This is a genomic window from Terasakiella pusilla DSM 6293 (genome assembly GCF_000688235.1).
Lineage (GTDB): Bacteria > Pseudomonadota > Alphaproteobacteria > Rhodospirillales > Terasakiellaceae > Terasakiella > Terasakiella pusilla.
On sequence record NZ_JHYO01000006.1, the window covers coordinates 25367 to 43535 of the forward strand.

Here is an 18169-nt window from a genome sequence, read left to right on the forward strand (position 1 = left end):
TGACTAGAAGTTGACCAGTTTTTTTTGGTTCTTACGTATAGTTACTTAAAGATAGGGTATATGTAGTTGTCTAAGTAATCAATCTTTCACAAAAAAAAAGGGCGGCGAAAATAAATTCACCACCCTTTTTAACAAGCCCTGTTAAAACTTGCGTTATGCGTCGTCTGTCTGGAACTCGATGATCTTTTCATCAACGGACAGGCTGGAACCGGCAGATGTGTGAACTTTCTTGATCACGACATCTTTTTCAGCCCGCATGATGTTTTCCATTTTCATGGCTTCGATCACGCAGAGTTCTTCACCGGCTTTGACTTCTTGACCTTCTTCAACCGCAACGGACAGCAATAGGCCCGGCATCGGTGACAGCAGGAAGGCAGACAGGTCTGGCGGTGCTTTAAACGGCATCAGTTCGTTCAAGGCAGCCTGCGTTTGACTCAGAACCTTAACCGTTGCCTGTGCACCGGCATGGAACAGGTCATAACCAACCGCGCGACGATCAACCTGAACGCACATTTCGTGACCGTTGATGTCCGCAAAGAATAATGGCTCCCCAAACGTCCATTCAGAACGGATGTGCAGGGTGGTGCCATCGATCTTGACGTCATAACCGTCCGTCTCGTTTGGTGTCACAGTGGCGTTGAATTTTTCATCGTTGTAGAGCACAACCCAGTCATCATTGATGGTGCGACCGCGACCACCTTCCATCTGACCGGAGATCATGACTTCACGCTCTGTTTCCATACGCTTCATAAAGCAGGCAACCGCGACCAGTTGTTTCGGGTCTTTTTGCGGCACCATGGAGGCATCAAACCCGTCCGGATATTCTTCCGCGATGAAGTTTGTTGTCAGATTACCATCGATGAAGCGCTGCTTGGACATAACCGCGTTCAGGAAGCTGATGTTATGGCCCACGCCGCGGATATAATATTCATCCAATGCCTGACGCATGTTGGCAGTGGCTTCTTCACGATCTTTCCCGTAGGTGATCAACTTGGCGATCATCGGGTCATAGAACATGGAGATTTCGCCGCCTTCATAGACGCCTGTGTCTACACGAACGGTGTCGCTTTCGACAGGCGGGCGGTATTTGGTCAAACGACCTGTGGACGGCAGGAAGTTACGGAACGGGTCTTCCGCATAAATCCGTGATTCCATCGCCCAGCCGTTGATCTTGACGTCTTCTTGCTTGATAGACAGTTCCTGACCATCGGCAACGCGGATCATTTCTTCAACCAGATCAACGCCGGTAATCAGTTCTGTAACCGGGTGTTCCACCTGCAAGCGGGTGTTCATTTCCAGGAAGTAGAAGTTACGGTTTTTATCAACGATAAATTCCACAGTCCCTGCTGAACGGTAGTTTACGGCTTTTGCAAGTGCGACCGCCTGCTCACCCATAGACTTACGCGTGGCTTCGTCAAGGAACGGGGAAGGGGCTTCCTCGATGACCTTTTGGTGACGACGCTGGATCGAACATTCACGCTCGGCGAGGTAAATCGCATTACCGTGTGTATCGGCCAAAACCTGAATTTCGATGTGGCGCGGCTCTTCAATGAATTTTTCAATGAAGACGCGATCATCACCGAAAGATGATTTCGCTTCAGAGGTTGCCCGTTCAAAGCCGTCACGACATTCTTCTTCGTTATGGGCAACGCGCATGCCTTTACCACCACCACCGGCGGAGGCTTTCAGCATGACTGGGTAGCCGATCTCTGCCGCAATCTCGACCGCATGGTTGGTATCGCGCACAACGTCGGTGTAGCCCGGAACGGTGCTCACACCCGCTTTTTGAGCCAGCTTTTTGGACTCGATTTTGTCCCCCATCGCCTGAATAGCAAGCTTTTCAGGCCCGATGAAGGCGATACCCTCTTTTTCCAACGCATCAAAGAACGACGCGTTTTCTGACAGGAAGCCGTAGCCCGGATGCACAGCTTGTGCGCCGGTTTGTTTGATGGCGGCCAAAATGTTGTCCATGACCAGATAGGACTGGTTACTTTGTGCCGGACCGATATGAACGGCTTCGTCCGCCATTTGGACGTGAAGGGCGTCTTTATCGGCTTCGGAATAGACCGCAACGGTCTTGATGCCCATTTTACGGGCCGATTTAATTACGCGACAAGCAATCTCACCGCGGTTTGCAATCAGGATTTTATCGAACATGTGTCCGTTTCCTTATCTTAAGCGAAAACAAATTGATGAAGAGGCGGGACTTAAAGCGGGATGTTCCCATGCTTACGTGCCGGGTTCTTCAGCTCTTTGTTTTTCAGCATTGCGAGAGATTGACAGATACGACGACGCGTGCCGTGCGGCATGATCACATCATCAATGAAACCACGTGCACCAGCCTTGAACGGGTTGGTGAAGTTGGTTGCGTATTCGTCTGTACGTTTCTGGATTTTTTCAGCATCGCCAATGTCAGAACGGAAGATAATTTCTACCGCACCTTTGGCGCCCATAACCGCGATTTCCGCAGACGGCCATGCAAAGTTGACGTCCCCGCGCAGGTGCTTGGAGCTCATAACGTCATACGCGCCGCCGTAGGCTTTACGCGTGATGACAGTCACTTTCGGGACGGTTGCTTCAGCAAAAGCGTACAGCAGTTTCGCGCCATGTGTAATGATGCCGTTATATTCCTGATCGGTCCCCGGCATGAAGCCCGGTACGTCAACAAATGTGACCAGCGGAATGTTGAATGCATCACAGAAGCGCACAAAACGTGCCGCTTTAATGGAGCTATCAATATCCAAACAACCTGCCAAGACCATCGGCTGGTTGGCAACGAAACCAACGGTCTGACCGTTCATGCGACCAAAGCCGATGATGATGTTTTTGGCAAATTCCGGCATAACTTCAAAGAAATCGCCTTCATCAACGACTTTGTGGATTAATTCCAGCATGTCGTAAGGCTTGTTGGCGTTGTCCGGTACCAATGTGTCCAAAGACATATCATCACGGTCAGCCGGATCAGTTGTCGGGCGAACCGGTGCTTGTTCTTTGTTGTTGCTCGGCAGGAAGTCTACGAAGTCGCGCAGCTTCAACAGCGCTTCGACATCGTTTTCAAACGCGAGGTGAGCCACACCGGATTTGGTGGTGTGGGTGATGGCACCGCCGAGTTGTTCTTGTGTCACTTCTTCGTGTGTCACGGTTTTTACAACGTCAGGACCGGTTACAAACATGAAGGAGGTATCTTTAACCATGAAGATAAAGTCTGTCATGGCCGGGGAGTAAACCGCACCACCTGCGCACGGGCCCATGATCATGGAGATCTGCGGGATCACACCGGAAGCTTCCACGTTGCGTTGGAAAACGTCAGCGTAGCCACCAAGGGACGCGATGCCTTCCTGAATACGTGCACCACCTGAATCGTTCAGGCCGATACATGGGGCGCCAACTTTCATCGCCTGATCCATGATCTTGCAGATTTTTTCTGCATGCGTTTCAGACAGGGAGCCACCATAAACGGTGAAATCCTGGGAGAAAACGAAAACAAGACGACCATTGACCGTCCCGTAACCTGTAACCACGCCATCCCCGGGCGTGTGATCGTTTTCCATACCGAAGTCTGTGCAACGGTGTTCAACAAACATATCCCACTCTTCGAAGGTGCCTTCGTCCAAGAACAGGTCAATTCTTTCGCGGGCTGTCAGCTTTCCCTTTTTATGCTGAGAATCAATACGGCGCTGACCACCGCCAAGACGCGCCTTCGCGCGCTTTTCTTCCAGCATTTCGATAATGTCGTGCATCTATATATGTCCCCTTTGCCCGTTTGGGCCGTCGATATATGCGGAAGACTGATGACTTCCTGATTGTGTTGATACCATAATCCATAAACACGCGCTAGAAAAAATGCGCACTCTGATACCGAATTACCGATTTAAAGTGACTCTAATGTTTAAGTCTTTGATTTTAAAGAAGGGGTAGGTCGTTTTTCTAGGTCTGTATGAATGTTGATTGGCGAAGACAGGTCGTGAATTAAAATTCAGAAATTCACCCTCTGCGGGAATCGAAAAAAGGTGAGCATTAGTCAGGCAGCCTGCAACGTCATCGCGCACCTGTTGCGCGAGAAGTGGGAGAAGTCGTTGAATTGCTTCAACCGATAATGCCGCAACGGGTGCGGCATGACGGGATGGGAAGTGAGCGGCTGTTATCTTTGAGGGATAGTTTACGATAGCTGCTCGTTAATGCGCTCTCCCAGGAGTTTACCGCTTATTGTGAGGTGAACTAATTTCTCGCGTCCATTTGATGGGTTAGGTTTACGCTCTACTAGGTCAAGTTCCTCAAGGTAATTTAGTTGTTTGCCGATAGTTGACTTTGTTTCGTTTAAGCGTCGCGCGTAGTGTTGCGGTGTTAACTCAGGGTCCGTGAGCACATCTAAGAAAACGTAAACAGGTTTTAAGGGAATGGTCTTACGGGATGAAGAGAGCGATATAAATTCACCGAGGATAGTTTGTAGGTTCCGGTATTTCATGGGATGTTGTTTCCTTTTATTGATTTTTTGCTAAGTCGCGACGAAAAAAGCCGCAGGTGTGGCCCACGGCTTTTCTATTCACAAATTCTTTGAACGCAGATCAGCCTTTGAGCAGGTTGATCCATGTGCTGACGGCGTCGAGGTCTTGGCGGATGGCTTGGCGGCGGTCTGCCGCTTCCCAGTCTTCGCCCCATTGTTCGATCTGGTAGGTTTCGTCCACTTGGGAGTCTTCAAAGGCGCGCGCGCTGTCGATGTGGTTTTGCACAAGGGCAAGACCGAGCACGAGAGAGCCTGTGCAGTGGGTGGCGCTGGACAGGCCGGCAAGTTCCCAATCATTGAAGCTGTCTACGGTTTTGGTGAATGTGTCGATGGTTTCTGCCGGTTGTTGCACATGCAGGATACCGGTTTGGGCTTTTAGTTCTACACCATAGGCGTCTTTGACCCAGTTCAGGTGGGGCGTCCAAGCTTGTGCCTGACGTTCCGCCAGTTCGAGGGGGTCATCTGTCCAATAACAGATCAGATCGGTTTCGGCATATTTGGCGATTTGTTCCACGACACCGGTGCGCAACTGACCGATCCGGTCAACAGCCGTTGAGGCCAGACCCATCATGGGCATGGTCAGGGGCTGGATATGTTCTTTTTGAACGTCCCATTCTTCTGCCAGTTTTTCAGCCAAGGGCTTGGTGGGCAGCAAGAGGGAGCGTTTTGCCGGACTTTTAAGGGCGCGACCATCAAGGGTGACGCTGTAGCCGTCGCTGTCTTGTTCAATATCGACTTTTTTATAAAAGCGCTTGAGTGCTGCTGAAGGGTCCATGGTTCTTCCTAACAGGGCGCCCACCCCGACAGATGCCGGGGTGGGACGTTGTACAAAGTTTGGACCTTACTTATCCTTGCCGAGCATATTTAGCAACCCGCCAATTGGATTGGAGGATTTTTCTTGCTGTTTTTGCTCGGTTCCACCGGATGTTTCTTTCGGCGGTGCTTTTTTGCCAAGGGCAGTGTCACAAGGGGCGCTGTCAGCCATCATTTTGTCTGTCAGGCCACTTGCCAGTAGCGAAATGCCACCGGTTGCAATGGCAGCGCCAATGCCCATAGCGGCTTTGGCGGCACCCATAGCGTCAACACCAATACCCGGTGCGGACAAGGGACCACGGACACGGACCATGCTGGCAAGACCACTGGCATTGATGCCAAGGTCTGCTGCATCGCCACGTGGTTCCGGTTTGATGCCGATATCGAGTTGCTCTTTCCCCAAATGGATGACACCGGAGCTGGTGACGTTCATTTTATCGGTTTGAACAGCGATCTGACGATCATAATCGGCCACACCGTTGTCAAAGTTCAGGTTCACGACCATACAGGCCAGTGGGGTGTAGTCCTGTTTTTTCGCAAACGGGTTGAGCGTGTTTGTCAATTCTGTCACCAGATCGCTACCGATCAGGTTGACATATTTGGAATTGATCTTGCCTTCGCCCACGTTCAACAGCGTTTGCCCATTAAGAGACGCCATCAGTTCTGCAACTGATTTGCCTTGGGCTTTAAGTTTGATACGTGTCTGGGTCTTGGCGCCATCAATCAGGTCGGTGATACCGTTTTGCTTCAAGCTATCGCCCAAGCCAAGGTCTTTACCCGTCAGGTCGATATCGAGGTTTGCCGGTAAGCGGCTGCCATCAAAGTTGATGTGACCGCTAAAGGTGCCACCCCCCATGCCAAAACCGTGTTCCCCCGTCATCTTACCGCCTTTCAGCGAGATCACGTCGGACACGTTGGTCAGGGCAAAGTCACCCAAGATGAAGTCTTTGGCTTTGTAGGAAACATCGGCATTGACCGCTTTCAAGCCATCGACGGGCAGGGGGCTGGACGGGAAGATTTTGTCGCCTTTTTTCGCTTCTGCCTTCGGGGCCTCTTCCGCTTTTTCGTCACTTTGCGGCAGAACTTCCATGAGAGAGAAACGGTTAGAAGCGAGATCGACTTTTACATAAGGTGTTTTGTTGGCGAGGTTGACGGTGACGTCACCGCTGATGTCACTTTCAGCGATTTTCACACTCAGGCCAGCCAATTTGTAGCTGTCTTTGCTGTCAGAAACCGTTGCCGCCATTTCAAACGGGCCGACTTTGCCAACTTCGGTGCCGGCAAGTTCTGCCAGACGGGCGATGTTGTCACTTTTAGCGCTCAAGGCAAGGTTCAGGCCTTTACCAAGAAGCGGTTGTTTGATCTGGCCGGTAATTTTAGCTTCTGTCCCAACAGCACTGAGGGCAAGGTCCACATCAACCGCGCTGCCTTCCATCAGGGCCTGAGGTGTGCCGAGCTGACCACTAAGTTCAACCACATGATCGTTGAACGCGCCTTTGAACAACAGGTTCAACGGCTCGTCAATATCCGCGGCAGAGGCTTGCATCTCGTCGATAACGATAGAGGTGTCTTCGCCTTTTTGACCATCACGGAAAATGAATTTGGCTTTCTCGATACGGATTTTGTTAATGGCGGGCAGGGTGGTTGCGCCGGAAGAAGCTGTTTCTTCTTTCGCGGTGCTTGGTGTACCCATCACCCAGTTGCCTTTGCCGGACTTATCCGTTTCCAAAAGGATATCCGGTTTGATCAGGATAATTTCTGAAATATGGATTTCCCCGAACAGAAGCGGGATCAATTGCATCTCAGCGGCGAAGCTGTCAACTTTGACCATATGCGGACTGCTGCCCCATTTGGCGTTGGACAGGCTGACGCCATCAACGCGGACTTTCGGGCTGAGGGAGATGTCAAGGTTCAGGTCCCCTGCGATGACAAGGTCACGGCCTGTCGCCGCTTTGGCCTGTTTGGCGATCTCGCCTTTATATTGGTTGAAATCCATCTGGCTGAGGATGGCAACGCCTGCCACCACAACGCCAACGATGACGACAAAAAGGCCGCCGACTATTAGCTTTATGCGCCCCATATTCTAATTCTCCATTGCTTTTTTTATGGCTTGGTTGAGTTCGCTGTACTCATGGACGACGCACACCGCGCCCGCGTCCATTAATTCGTCCGGTTCATGATACCCCCATGCCACGCCAATGGATTTTACATTTGCGTTACTGGCCATGTGGATGTCGTATGTTGTGTCACCAATTACAATTGCATTTTGCGCGTTTACGCCCGTTTCATCCAGTGCTTTTTCCACCATTTCCGGGTGGGGTTTACCCATGGCGCGACATGCCGTTTGCAATGTCACGAATCGTTTTTCCAGATTATGGGTTTCCAGCGTCGGGATCAACCCGCGCATTGCTTTTCCTGTCGCAACCCCTAGTAACCAGCCGTCAGCTTCCAGTGCATTGAGGGCTTCAACTGTACCGGGGAAAAGGGGCTCTTCTACTTCGTCGTTTAGGCGCATGCTTCGAAAGTGGGTGCGATAACATTCCGCCATTTCATTGCAGATGGATTGTGTTCGCCCCTCAAACAAATTTGTCATAGCAATTTCAAGGGGAAGACCGACGACTCGACGGATGGAGTCGCGGGTTAATTTGTCGAGTCCATAGGTTTCGCAGGTCAGGTCCATGGCTTTGATGATGGAATGCTGACTATCGACTAAAGTGCCATCACAATCGAAAATCGCCAGTTGTAAAGGGGTCTCGGTGCTCAAGGGGCTCTCCACTGAAAAGGGAAATGGAAGTTTTATAAATATTTAGCTTGCACTTGTGGGCAGGCGACACAATCATTTTAATTGTCTAATGCTTTTAGGCTTCTACAAATGTAGATAGTTTGCAAGTGCGAAGACCACAACATAAAAAATAAGTTTATTCAAAGAGCTTGTAGGGTACGAAGCTAGATTTTTTTATAGATTGAACCACGCCGATTATACGTTAGTTTGATCTTTATACGTAAAACGTTAGGGCAAGTTAGGAGACTAATTCATGAAATTTTTGAAAACAGCAGTGGCACTGAGCGCTTTACCGCTTTTAGCAGCTTGTGCATCCAACTGGGATGTTGATGGCGCTAAAATGGCACCAAACGATGGTAGCGCTTTCCAGAAAGAACTTCAAAGCGAGTACGCACGTTTGGCGGGTCTGGAGCGTGACGAGGGTGACTGGCGCGATGCACGTCGTTTCGTCAGCAAAGCACGCGCTGCGACAATGGGTGATGTTGAGCCGCAAATGGTTGCGGATCGTAATATCCCAGAAGACAAAGTTGCTGAAATGGAAGACGCACGCGCTAAACTGATGGCTGCTTTTGCGGCTGGCGGTAAAGATGCAACACCGAATGCAGCAGCACGCGCTCAAGCAGGCTTTGATTGCTGGATGCAGGAACAGGAAGAAAACTTCCAGCCTGAAGACATCGAAGCGTGTAAAAAATACTTCATGGCAGGTTTGGATGACATGGGCATGAAGCCGATGGCAGCGCCAAAAATGGATGACGTTGTTGTGTATTTCAACTTCGACAGCACAGAGCTGACTGACGAAGCGAAAGCTAAGTTGGTTAAAGCGTCCATGATGGGGCGTGGTGCAAACGCGTTGATGGTGAACGGTCATACGGACACTAAAGGGAACGCATCTTACAACGAATCTCTTGCACTTTCTCGTGCTCAGGCGGTTTCTGAGTTCTTGAAAGCACATGGTATCGCAGCTAAGTCGATCCGTGTTGGTGCAAGCGGCGAGCAAATGAATGCGGTTGCTACAGGTGACGAGGTTGAAGAAGCTCGTAACCGTCGTGTGACAGTCGAATTCAAATAAGATAGAGTCTATCTTTAAGAAAAAAGGCGGTGCCCGTTGGGTTCCGCCTTTTTTTGTTGTCCGATTAATCTTCGCTGATCAGAGAATCGTGCTCGTCGTCAAAGACTGCGTCAAAACAGGTCATGAGCAGGCTATCCACTTCCTGCATGGTGATCCAGACACCAAGGTCTTGCAGGCTGGTGACGCCGTGTTCTGTGATGCCGCAGGGCACGATGCCTTCAAAATGGGATAGGTCAGGTTCTACGTTGATCGAAATACCGTGAAAAGTGACCCATTTGCGTACCCGTACACCAATAGCGCCGATTTTATCTTCTCGCCCCATGCCGCGATCCACCCAGATGCCGACTCGGCCGTCGCGACGTTCGCCGGTGATGTTAAAGGTCGCAAGGGTCTGGATGACCCATTCTTCAAGGTTATGAACAAATTTTCGGATGTCGCGGCCCCGTTTTGCAAGGTCTAGCATGACATAAGCAATGCGTTGGCCCGGTCCATGGTAGGTATATTGCCCCCCGCGTCCGGCGTCATAAACAGGAAAACGCTCCGGGTCGATCAGGTCTTTTCGGTTCGCGCTGGTTCCGGCTGTATATAAAGGGGGGTGTTCCAGTAGCCAAATGCATTCTTTTGCTGTTCCGGCGCGTATTTCGCTAACCCTTTGCTCCATAAAGGAAAGTGCTTCTTCGTACGGAATTTCTTCGTCGCTGAAACGCCATTCGACGTCATTTCTTATCATTGATGTAAATTTTTTATCATTCATGTCTTGATCTATCTGACGAGTTTGTTTATACCCACGCCCACACAAGATGTTTCGCGGTTCGACACCTCATACACCGTCAGGACATCTTTTGCCACACATTATGCGGTCGTGGCGGAATTGGTAGACGCGCAACGTTGAGGTCGTTGTTCTTTAACCGGAGTGGAAGTTCGAGTCTTCTCGACCGCACCATAAAAAACCTGCTTCACCTAGAAGCGGGTTTTTTTGTGTCTGTGTTTCTCTGGTGCAATATACGTAAATATTCATAGGTATGTGGTCCAAACGCTCTCAGTTTACGTACTGACAGTTAAGGGCGAATACTTAGTCAGCAGGTTATCTCTTTAAGTGATTGTTTGAAAAGAGGTACAACAGCGGACCGAGCTATTTTGCTTTGCAATTTATTTATAAAAAATATTCAGAATCCGAGGAACATTATGGTTAATCTATTTCGCTCTCGCTCCGGCGGACGAAGCGGCGCGGGCGTCTCTGACGTTCTCGCTGCGCTCGACAAGTCCATGGCTGTTATTGAATTTAGTCTGGACGGCACGATCTTAAATGCGAATGAAAACTTCCTGAAATTGATGGGGTATAGTTTGCAGGAAGTGCAAGGGCAGCATCACCGTATGTTCGCCGAAGAGGAATTTGCCCAAAGTAACGAGTATCGTGAGTTCTGGAAGTCCCTAAATCAAGGTATTTACCAAGCAGGTCAGTATAAGCGGATTGCAAAAGGCGGCAAAGATGTCTGGATTGAGGCGTCCTATAACCCTGTGTTGAACAAACGGGGGAAGCCATACAAAGTCATTAAGTTTGCGACGGACATTACTGGAAAGATTCAGGAACTTATCGAGCGCAAGGGCATTGTGCGTGCGATTGACCGTGCGCAGGCTGTGATCGAGTTTGAACTGGATGGCACGATTGTTGACGCCAATGACAACTTCTTGAAGGTGATGGGCTATCGTCTTGAGGAAATTAAAGGGCAGCATCACCGTATTTTTACTGACGCTGCCTTTGCCTCTAGTCAGGAATATAAAGAATTCTGGGCAGCACTGCGACGTGGTGAGTTTCAGGCCGGGCAATACCGGCGATTGGCGAAAGGCGGGCGGGAAGTTTGGATTGAAGCTTCTTATAACCCGATTATTGATCTGGATGGCAAACCGACGAAGGTGATTAAGTTTGCAACGGATTTGACGCCGCGAAAGCAGGAGAACGCGAAGCTGGCAGATGATTTTGAGCAAAATGTTCAGTCGCTTGTGCAGGTCGTGGCCAGTTCTGCCACACAGATGCAGGGGGTCTCACAAGCCTTGGCCTCTACATCAGATAATGCTCGTCAATTGTCCGGTTCTGTGGCGACGGCCACGGATAAGCTGGGGGTGTCAGTGGATGAGATTTCGTCTCAGGTGACACAGGCCGGTACAATTGTACGTGCGGCAGTTGAAGAAGCACATCGAACTGAAGAATTGGTTGCCGGCCTTGTAAAAGCCGCTAGTCAGATTGGAGAAGTGACCTCCCTGATTTCCGGTATTGCAGAGCAGACCAACCTGTTAGCCTTGAACGCGACCATTGAGGCCGCGCGGGCAGGGGAAGCTGGTAAAGGGTTTGCGGTTGTCGCGGGCGAGGTCAAGAACCTTGCGCAACAAACCGCACGGGCGACTGAAGAGATTACCAACCAGATTAAAGATGTTCAGAACGTGAGTGACACGACAGCAACAGCTATTCGCAAAATTACCGATGTGATTGCCAGCGTGAGCGAAATCAGCAGCACAATCAGTCACGCGGTTGATGATCAGGCGGTCTCCACACAGGAAGTTGCAAGCAGTATCGAGGGCGTGCAATCTGCAGCGCAGGAAACCGGTGAAACCGCCGGAAGTATGCTGGAAGTGGCAAGCGATCTATCTGAACGCTCATACGAATTGCAAAATCAGGTCGACATATTTTTGAAAAATGTACGCTCCATGTAGGGTCCATATTTAGGTAGGATGGCTTATCCTTTGGTATGAGAGTGCGATTCTGGTTTGGCAAAGGCCTTTAAAAATGGTATCTACGCCTTCCATAGTATGTAAGAATACTCACGGATCATCGCCTATTGAATGGAGAACAAATGATACGCAAGCTTTTATGTGTGTTTTCTGTTTGTGCGGCAGTAACTGTCGTTTGCTCGTCGTCTGAGGCGGGCACTAAGAAATCGTATTTGCCACCGCTTCCTTATGAGACGTACTTTGCCAAGTATCGTGCAGATCGGGCTGTGCTGAAGTTTAATGACTTCTCCGGCAAGATTAATGCAAAGCGGATTAAGAAGTTGTTGCGGTCTGGCCGTGTGCTGGGGGATCGTGTGCTGCTGGATAATAATCTGGCGGTCTATTTTCCTGAAGGCTATATCGTTTCTTCGACGATGAGACTGGATCAGTTCCGTCCCAAAAAAGGGATTTCAGCCAAGACAATCAAGTCAACGGCGGACATTGAGGTGAACCCCGACTACGCGTTGGTGGATTTAATGGATGAACATCTTGGCGAAGTCTGCGCAGAAATTACAACCACCGATCAGGTTAAAGCCAGTGTGCGTAAAAGTCGCGACGGTATCTTGTCGTTGGTGAAACAGACGTCTGGACGGTTTGATTATCTGGTGGGGGAACAGAGCGAAGCCTTTGAAATTACAAGTGCTCTCAAGCCATCTTACCTGACAACAGATCATGAAATTCAACGCGCTTTATCCAAGTGCATCTAAAGCTTACCCCCATCCAAATAGAACTTAAGATTTATAAGGAGGGGGTAAGAAGTTTTTTCAGGGGCATAAAGAAGCCATAAAAGGCATAAAAAGTCGCTTGCCAGCAGCCATTTACAGCCCTAACCTTCATTCCAGTAGCGCACGATTTATTGAGTTATAAAGAAGGTTTATAATCATGGCTAAGAGATACATGTCCCCCCTCGCGGTTTTGATGTCCGCAACAGTACTGGCCGGTTGTTCCAATCTGCCGAACTCGTTGGATCACGGCGGAAACCCGTTTACACAGCCTTTCAATTACGAAAAAGCACAGAACATCCAAGTGCAAGGCAATGATTTCAAATCTGCCTTGATTCGGGAATATCAGGCCCTTTCTACAAAAGAAGGCGTGGTCTGGTCCGATTGGTTCGATTCTGACTTCTTTGCCCGTAAAGCCATCAAGATCAGTGAAAGCGATGGGATCATCGGTCCGGAAGACCCAGCTAACTGGCGTTATTCCGAAGAAGAACTGGTTCAGTTTGCACAGCCGCGTCAAGATCTGTTGGCTGCTTTGAACGAAGGCGTTGGGGATTTCCCCCTTGAAGCTGCGAAAGCACAAGCCAGCTTTGATTGCTGGGTAGAAGAGCAGGAGGAAGGTTGGCAGAATGATGAGATTGCCAAGTGTAAGCAGCAATTTGATGCCGCACTTGCAAAACTTCAGAATGTGATCGTCACCAAACCGCAAGCGACAGAGCCGCTGGATATGGCGAAGCTGTATACAGTGTTCTTTGACTTCGACTCCGCTGTGATCACACCGGTTGGTCAGCAGGTGCTGCAAGCACTGGTGGAAGATTGGGGTAAAGAAACGGCGGCGTTTGAGCTGATCGGTCACACCGATTCCGCTGGTTCACGTACCTACAACGAACGTTTGTCCAAACGTCGTGCGGAGGCTGTAAAGTCCTTTGTTGCGAGTCTGGAAGTGCCGGAAGGCAAGATGACGACACAGGGTGTTGGCGAAAGCGCCCTGGCTGTGCAGACCGAAGATGGTGTGCGTGAAGCCAAAAACAGACGTGTTGTCATTAAAGTTAAACAATAGACTTTGTGACCTGACGTTTTTTAGCCCCAAAGGTCTTCCTTTGGGGCTTTTTCTATTGTGCTTTCTGAACAGAAAGTTATTGTTGTCAAAGGAAACGTCCTTTCCTGTACCTACACGATCAGCAAAAGAAAAAAGACGGTAAGTGCGGGACCAAAAATGCTTCGTAAGGGAAGCATGAAACCAATAACGATGTAAAAATCGCTGTCTGAATGTATGGGCAGATGCCCAGCCGCAAAAAAGGGACGAATGCATGGCTGATGAAGAAAAGAAAAACACTGAAGCGAAATTCCGTGAAGGGGCGCTGGATTATCACCGCCATCCGGTGCCGGGTAAGATCAGTGTAAACGCGACCAAGCCGCTTGCAAACCAACGGGATTTGGCATTGGCCTATTCACCGGGTGTTGCATTTGCCTGTGAAGAAATTGTTCGTGATGCAAAAGAAGCGGCCAGCCTGACCGCACGGGGCAACCTGGTTGGGGTGATCTCCAACGGGACCGCTGTTTTGGGGTTAGGGGCGATCGGCCCGCTGGCCTCTAAGCCGGTGATGGAAGGCAAGGGCGTTCTCTTTAAGAAGTTTGCCGATATCGATGTGTTTGATATCGAGATTGAAGAACGCGATCCTGAAAAACTGGTCGATATTATCGCCGCGCTGGAACCCACTTTCGGGGGGATTAACCTTGAAGATATCAAGGCACCAGAATGTTTTTATGTGGAACGCGAACTGAAAGAGCGATGTAATATTCCGGTCTTTCATGATGACCAGCACGGCACAGCGATCATCGTCGGTGCTGCGATCAAAAATGCGCTGCGCATCATCGGTAAAGATATCAAAAAAGTGAAGCTGGTTGCCTCAGGTGCTGGTGCGGCGGCGTTGTCCTGCCTCAATGTTTTGAAGCATATGGGCTTGCCGCGCGAAAACATCACCGTCTGCGACATCGTTGGCGTGGTCTATAAAGGCCGCACAGAAGAGATGGACGAGTATAAAGCGGTCTTTGCTGCGGATACGGAACATCGCACACTCGGTGAAGCGATCGAAGGCGCAGACATCTTCCTTGGTCTATCTGCACCGGGCGTGTTGAAGCAGGATATGGTTGCCAAGATGGCGAACCAGCCGATCATCTTCGCCCTTGCGAACCCTGAGCCGGAAATTCGCCCTGAGCTTGCGAAAGAAGTGCGCCCTGATTGTATTATGGCAACGGGTCGATCTGACTATCCGAACCAGGTAAACAACGTTTTGTGTTTCCCGTATATCTTCCGTGGTGCGCTGGATGTGGGGGCAACAACCATTAACGCGGAAATGAAGATGGCCTGCGTTGAAGCCTTGGCTGACCTCGCTTTGGCAGAAGCGGATGAGCGCGTGACCAAAGCCTATGGGGAAGAGAGCCTGTGCTTCGGGCCGGAATATCTGATCCCGAAACCGTTTGATCCGCGCCTGATCCTCAATGTGACACTGGCCGTTGCGAAAGCGGCAATGGATAGTGGCGTTGCTACGCGCCCGATTGATGACTTGCGCGCCTATCGGGAACGTTTGTCCCAGTTCGTCTATCGTTCTGGCATGATGATGAAGCCTGTCTTTGAACAGGCAAAACGGAACCCAAAAAAGGTTGTCTATGCGGAAGGCGAAGACGATCGCGTCCTGCGTGCTGTTCAAATCGTTGTGGATGACGGTATCGCCATCCCGATCCTGATCGGTCGTCGTGAAGTGATCGAACGGAAAATCCAGACCCTTGGCTTGCGCCTTGTCGCGGATAAAGATTTCGAGATCGTTGAGATCATGCGTGATTACCGCTTGCATAGCTATGCGGATTATTATCATCGTTTGATGGGCCGTCGCGGGGTCTCCCCGACAGCGGCGTTAAGTCTGGTGCGCACCCGTGCGACCATTCTGGCATCCCTGATGGTACGCCGTGGGGAAGCTGATGCGGTTGTCTGCGGGACATCGGGCCGTTACGGCAAACATCTGGAACAGTTGGAAGGTGTGATCGGTCTGCGCGACGGGCAATCCGTGCTGGCCGCCATGAACCTTGTGATCATGGAAAAAGACACCCTGTTTATGTGTGACACTTATGTCAACTACGACCCAACGGCGGAACAGTTGGCGGAGATCACCTTGATGGCAGCGGAAGAAGTGCGCCGTTTCGGGATCAAGCCGAAGGTTGCTTTGTTGTGTCATTCCAACTTTGGCAACCGTGATAGCGTTTCATCCTTCAAGATGCGCCGCGTGCGTGAGCTGGTGTTGGAACGTGAGCCTGATCTGGAAATTGAAGGTGAGATGCATTCTGATGCGGCTTTGTCCGAACAGCTTCGTAACAATATCTTCCCAAATTCACGCTTGCGGGGATCGGCTAACTTGTTGATTATGCCGAACCTTGATGCCGCAAACATTGCTTATAACCTTGTGAAGATGACAGCGGACGGCCTACCGGTTGGTCCATTGTTGTTAGGGGCTGCCAAGCCTGCGCATATCCTGACGCCGTCCGCGACGGTTCGTGCGATTGTGAACGTCAGTGCCGTGGCTGTGGTGGACGCCCAAATTCACGCTGGCCAACCGGAGTAAAAGAAACGTGACTGAGAAGCCTGAAACGCAAATGGAAGAAGACAACACCGTTCAGCCCGATGTAGAAATCGAGGAAGGGGACGCGTTTGGTCTGGGGGAAGAACATCTCTCCCAGCTTCAAGAACATTTGCGTGAAGGCGACGAGGTTGCTGTCAAAGAACTGTTTGGTGACCTGCATTACGCGGATGCCGCGGATATTCTGCAACAGCTGAAATCCGAGGACCGCACGCAGGTCTACCAAATCGTCGGTGAAGACTTTGACCCGGATATCATCTCCGAACTGGATGGTGATATTCTGGAAGAGGTCGTGGAGGAAATGGGCGCCAGTCAGGTGGCTCAGGCCCTCATCGAAATGGACAGCGATGACGCGCTGACCGTTATCGAAGAACTGGATGAAGAAGATCAGAAAGAGGTACTGGACGCCCTGCCGTTAGGGGAACGTTCCATTATCCTTGAAGGTCTATCCTTCCCTGAGGATTCCGCCGGTCGTTTGATGCAGCGTGATCTGGTGACCGTTCCGGCTTTCTGGACGGTTGGGGAGACGCTGGATTACCTGCGCAGTGACGTGGATCTACCCGATGATTTTTATGAAATTTTTGTGGTGGACCCGAAGTTCAACCCGTTGGGGACGGTGCAGCTTAGCAAACTGATGCGCAGCAAGCGTCCGGTGCGCATCGGTAATCTGATGGAAGAACAATTGACGACTATTCCGGTCGAAACCGATCAGGAAGAAGTGGCTTTCATCTTTAGGGACCGTGATTTGGTTTCGGCCCCCGTTGTCGATGAAGATGCGCGCCTATTGGGTGTGATCACCGTCGATGACGTCTTGGACGTTATCGATGAAGAACATGAAGAAGACATTATGCGCATGGGCGGGGTGACGCAGGCAGAGTTCTATAGTTCTGCGCTGGATGCTGCCAAGTCGCGGATCTGGTGGCTGGTCGTTAATTTGGGGACGGCGATTTTAGCGTCACTGGTGATCGGCATGTTTAGTGCGACGATTGAACAGTTGGTCGCCCTTGCCGTCTTGATGCCGATTGTCGCGTCCATGGGCGGGAATGCGGGGACACAAACCCTGACCATCGCCGTGCGCGCCATTGCCATGAACGAATTGACACCTGCCAACGCCATCAGGGTTGTCGGCAAAGAAGTGTTGGTGGGGACGGTGAACGGTATTATCTTCGCTGTGCTTATTGGTCTGGCAACCTGGGCGTGGTTTAGTGATCCAGCGTTGGCTGGTGTGATCGCGGCAGCGATGGTCGTCAATATGATTGTGGCCGGGCTTGCAGGGGCGTTGATCCCGGTTGCGTTGGACCGTTTTGGGGCGGATCCTGCGATTTCATCCTCCGTGTTTTTGACAACTGTGACGGATGTTGTCGGTTTCTTTGCCTTTTTGGGGCTAGCAGCACTGTTGCTGCTTTGAGAAAAGCGACAGAGTGTGGAAAGAAAATGCTTTACGTTTACGTAAAGGTAAATTAATCTGGCCGCGTTATGAGTGAACAAAAGAAAACCACATTCAGTATTACAGATCTTTCCAAAGAGTTTGATATAACAACGCGGACGATCCGGTTTTACGAAGATAAAGGGCTGATCTCACCTGAACGGGAAGGTCAGCGTCGTATTTATTCCCAACGTGACCGTGTGCGTTTGCGCTTGATTATGCGTGGCAAACGCCTTGGGTTTGCCTTGTCGGAAATTCAGGAATTGATCGATCTTTATGATACGGATCGTTCTGAAGTGATGCAGCTTCAGGTCTTTTTGGATCGTATCCGCGAGAGACGTGATGCGTTGTCCCAGCAACAACAGGATATCAATGCCATGTTGGGGGAGCTGGAAACGTTGGAAGATCAATGTTCAACATTGCTGGAAAAAAAGCAGGGTTAGAAGTGGGCAGGCTTG

The 18169-nt window shown here is 50.4% G+C and carries 14 protein-coding genes and 1 tRNA gene; 8 read left to right on the top strand and 7 right to left on the bottom strand.

Annotated features, from left to right (window positions below; all coding sequences use genetic code 11):
• Window positions 1-153: 153 nt before the first annotated feature.
• The 6 genes from accC to Q397_RS0105330 form a co-directional block, all read right to left on the bottom strand.
• Complete coding sequence (gene accC / locus Q397_RS0105305; protein WP_028878514.1) at window positions 154-2157, bottom strand: acetyl-CoA carboxylase biotin carboxylase subunit; 2004 nt, start codon at window positions 2155-2157, stop codon at window positions 154-156.
• Between the two features lie 50 nt (window positions 2158-2207).
• Window positions 2208-3740, bottom strand: a complete 1533-nt coding sequence (locus Q397_RS0105310) for an acyl-CoA carboxylase subunit beta (protein WP_028878515.1) — start codon at window positions 3738-3740, stop codon at window positions 2208-2210.
• A gap of 419 nt (window positions 3741-4159) precedes the next feature.
• The gene (locus Q397_RS25560; RefSeq protein ID WP_028878516.1) at window positions 4160-4465 is read right to left on the bottom strand and encodes a MarR family transcriptional regulator; all 306 of its coding nucleotides are present in this window, start codon (window positions 4463-4465) and stop codon (window positions 4160-4162) included.
• Between the two features lie 100 nt (window positions 4466-4565).
• Entirely contained in the window at window positions 4566-5279 is a 714-nt protein-coding gene (locus Q397_RS0105320) for an ATP12 family chaperone protein (protein ID WP_028878517.1), read from the bottom strand.
• A gap of 66 nt (window positions 5280-5345) precedes the next feature.
• Window positions 5346-7397, bottom strand: coding sequence for an AsmA family protein (locus tag Q397_RS0105325; RefSeq protein WP_028878518.1), 2052 nt, complete (start codon window positions 7395-7397; stop codon window positions 5346-5348).
• 3 nt (window positions 7398-7400) lie between these two features.
• Window positions 7401-8081, bottom strand: coding sequence for an HAD-IA family hydrolase (locus Q397_RS0105330; RefSeq protein ID WP_038012904.1), 681 nt, complete (start codon window positions 8079-8081; stop codon window positions 7401-7403).
• A 271-nt stretch (window positions 8082-8352) separates the two neighbouring features.
• On the opposite strand from Q397_RS0105330, the gene Q397_RS0105335 reads away from it, so the two are divergent.
• Window positions 8353-9168, top strand: coding sequence for an OmpA family protein (locus tag Q397_RS0105335; protein WP_028878520.1), 816 nt, complete (start codon window positions 8353-8355; stop codon window positions 9166-9168).
• A 64-nt stretch (window positions 9169-9232) separates the two neighbouring features.
• Here the strand turns inward: Q397_RS0105335 and lipB are convergent, their stop codons facing one another.
• Window positions 9233-9898 (bottom strand): lipoyl(octanoyl) transferase LipB, encoded by a 666-nt coding sequence (gene lipB / locus Q397_RS0105340; RefSeq protein ID WP_038012918.1) that lies wholly within the window; start codon window positions 9896-9898, stop codon window positions 9233-9235.
• Between the two features lie 126 nt (window positions 9899-10024).
• Between lipB and Q397_RS0105345 the strand changes: the two genes are divergently transcribed.
• From Q397_RS0105345 to Q397_RS0105375, 7 genes are all read left to right on the top strand, one after another.
• A tRNA-Leu gene (locus Q397_RS0105345) sits at window positions 10025-10111 on the top strand.
• A gap of 242 nt (window positions 10112-10353) precedes the next feature.
• Complete coding sequence (locus Q397_RS21230; protein ID WP_240475029.1) at window positions 10354-11877, top strand: methyl-accepting chemotaxis protein; 1524 nt, start codon at window positions 10354-10356, stop codon at window positions 11875-11877.
• 140 nt (window positions 11878-12017) lie between these two features.
• Window positions 12018-12641, top strand: a complete 624-nt coding sequence (locus Q397_RS21235; RefSeq protein WP_156950637.1) for a hypothetical protein — start codon at window positions 12018-12020, stop codon at window positions 12639-12641.
• A gap of 175 nt (window positions 12642-12816) precedes the next feature.
• A complete protein-coding gene (locus tag Q397_RS0105360) occupies window positions 12817-13713 on the top strand; it encodes an OmpA family protein (RefSeq protein WP_084148951.1) in 897 nt (298 codons plus the stop codon).
• Window positions 13714-13963: 250 nt separating this feature from the next.
• A complete protein-coding gene (locus Q397_RS0105365) occupies window positions 13964-16270 on the top strand; it encodes an NADP-dependent malic enzyme (RefSeq protein WP_028878523.1) in 2307 nt (768 codons plus the stop codon).
• A gap of 7 nt (window positions 16271-16277) precedes the next feature.
• The gene (gene mgtE, locus Q397_RS0105370) at window positions 16278-17693 is read left to right on the top strand and encodes a magnesium transporter (protein ID WP_240475030.1); all 1416 of its coding nucleotides are present in this window, start codon (window positions 16278-16280) and stop codon (window positions 17691-17693) included.
• 68 nt (window positions 17694-17761) lie between these two features.
• Window positions 17762-18154: a MerR family transcriptional regulator gene (locus Q397_RS0105375; RefSeq protein ID WP_028878525.1), complete on the top strand. Its 393-nt coding sequence runs from the start codon at window positions 17762-17764 to the stop codon at window positions 18152-18154.
• Window positions 18155-18169 lie beyond the last annotated feature (15 nt).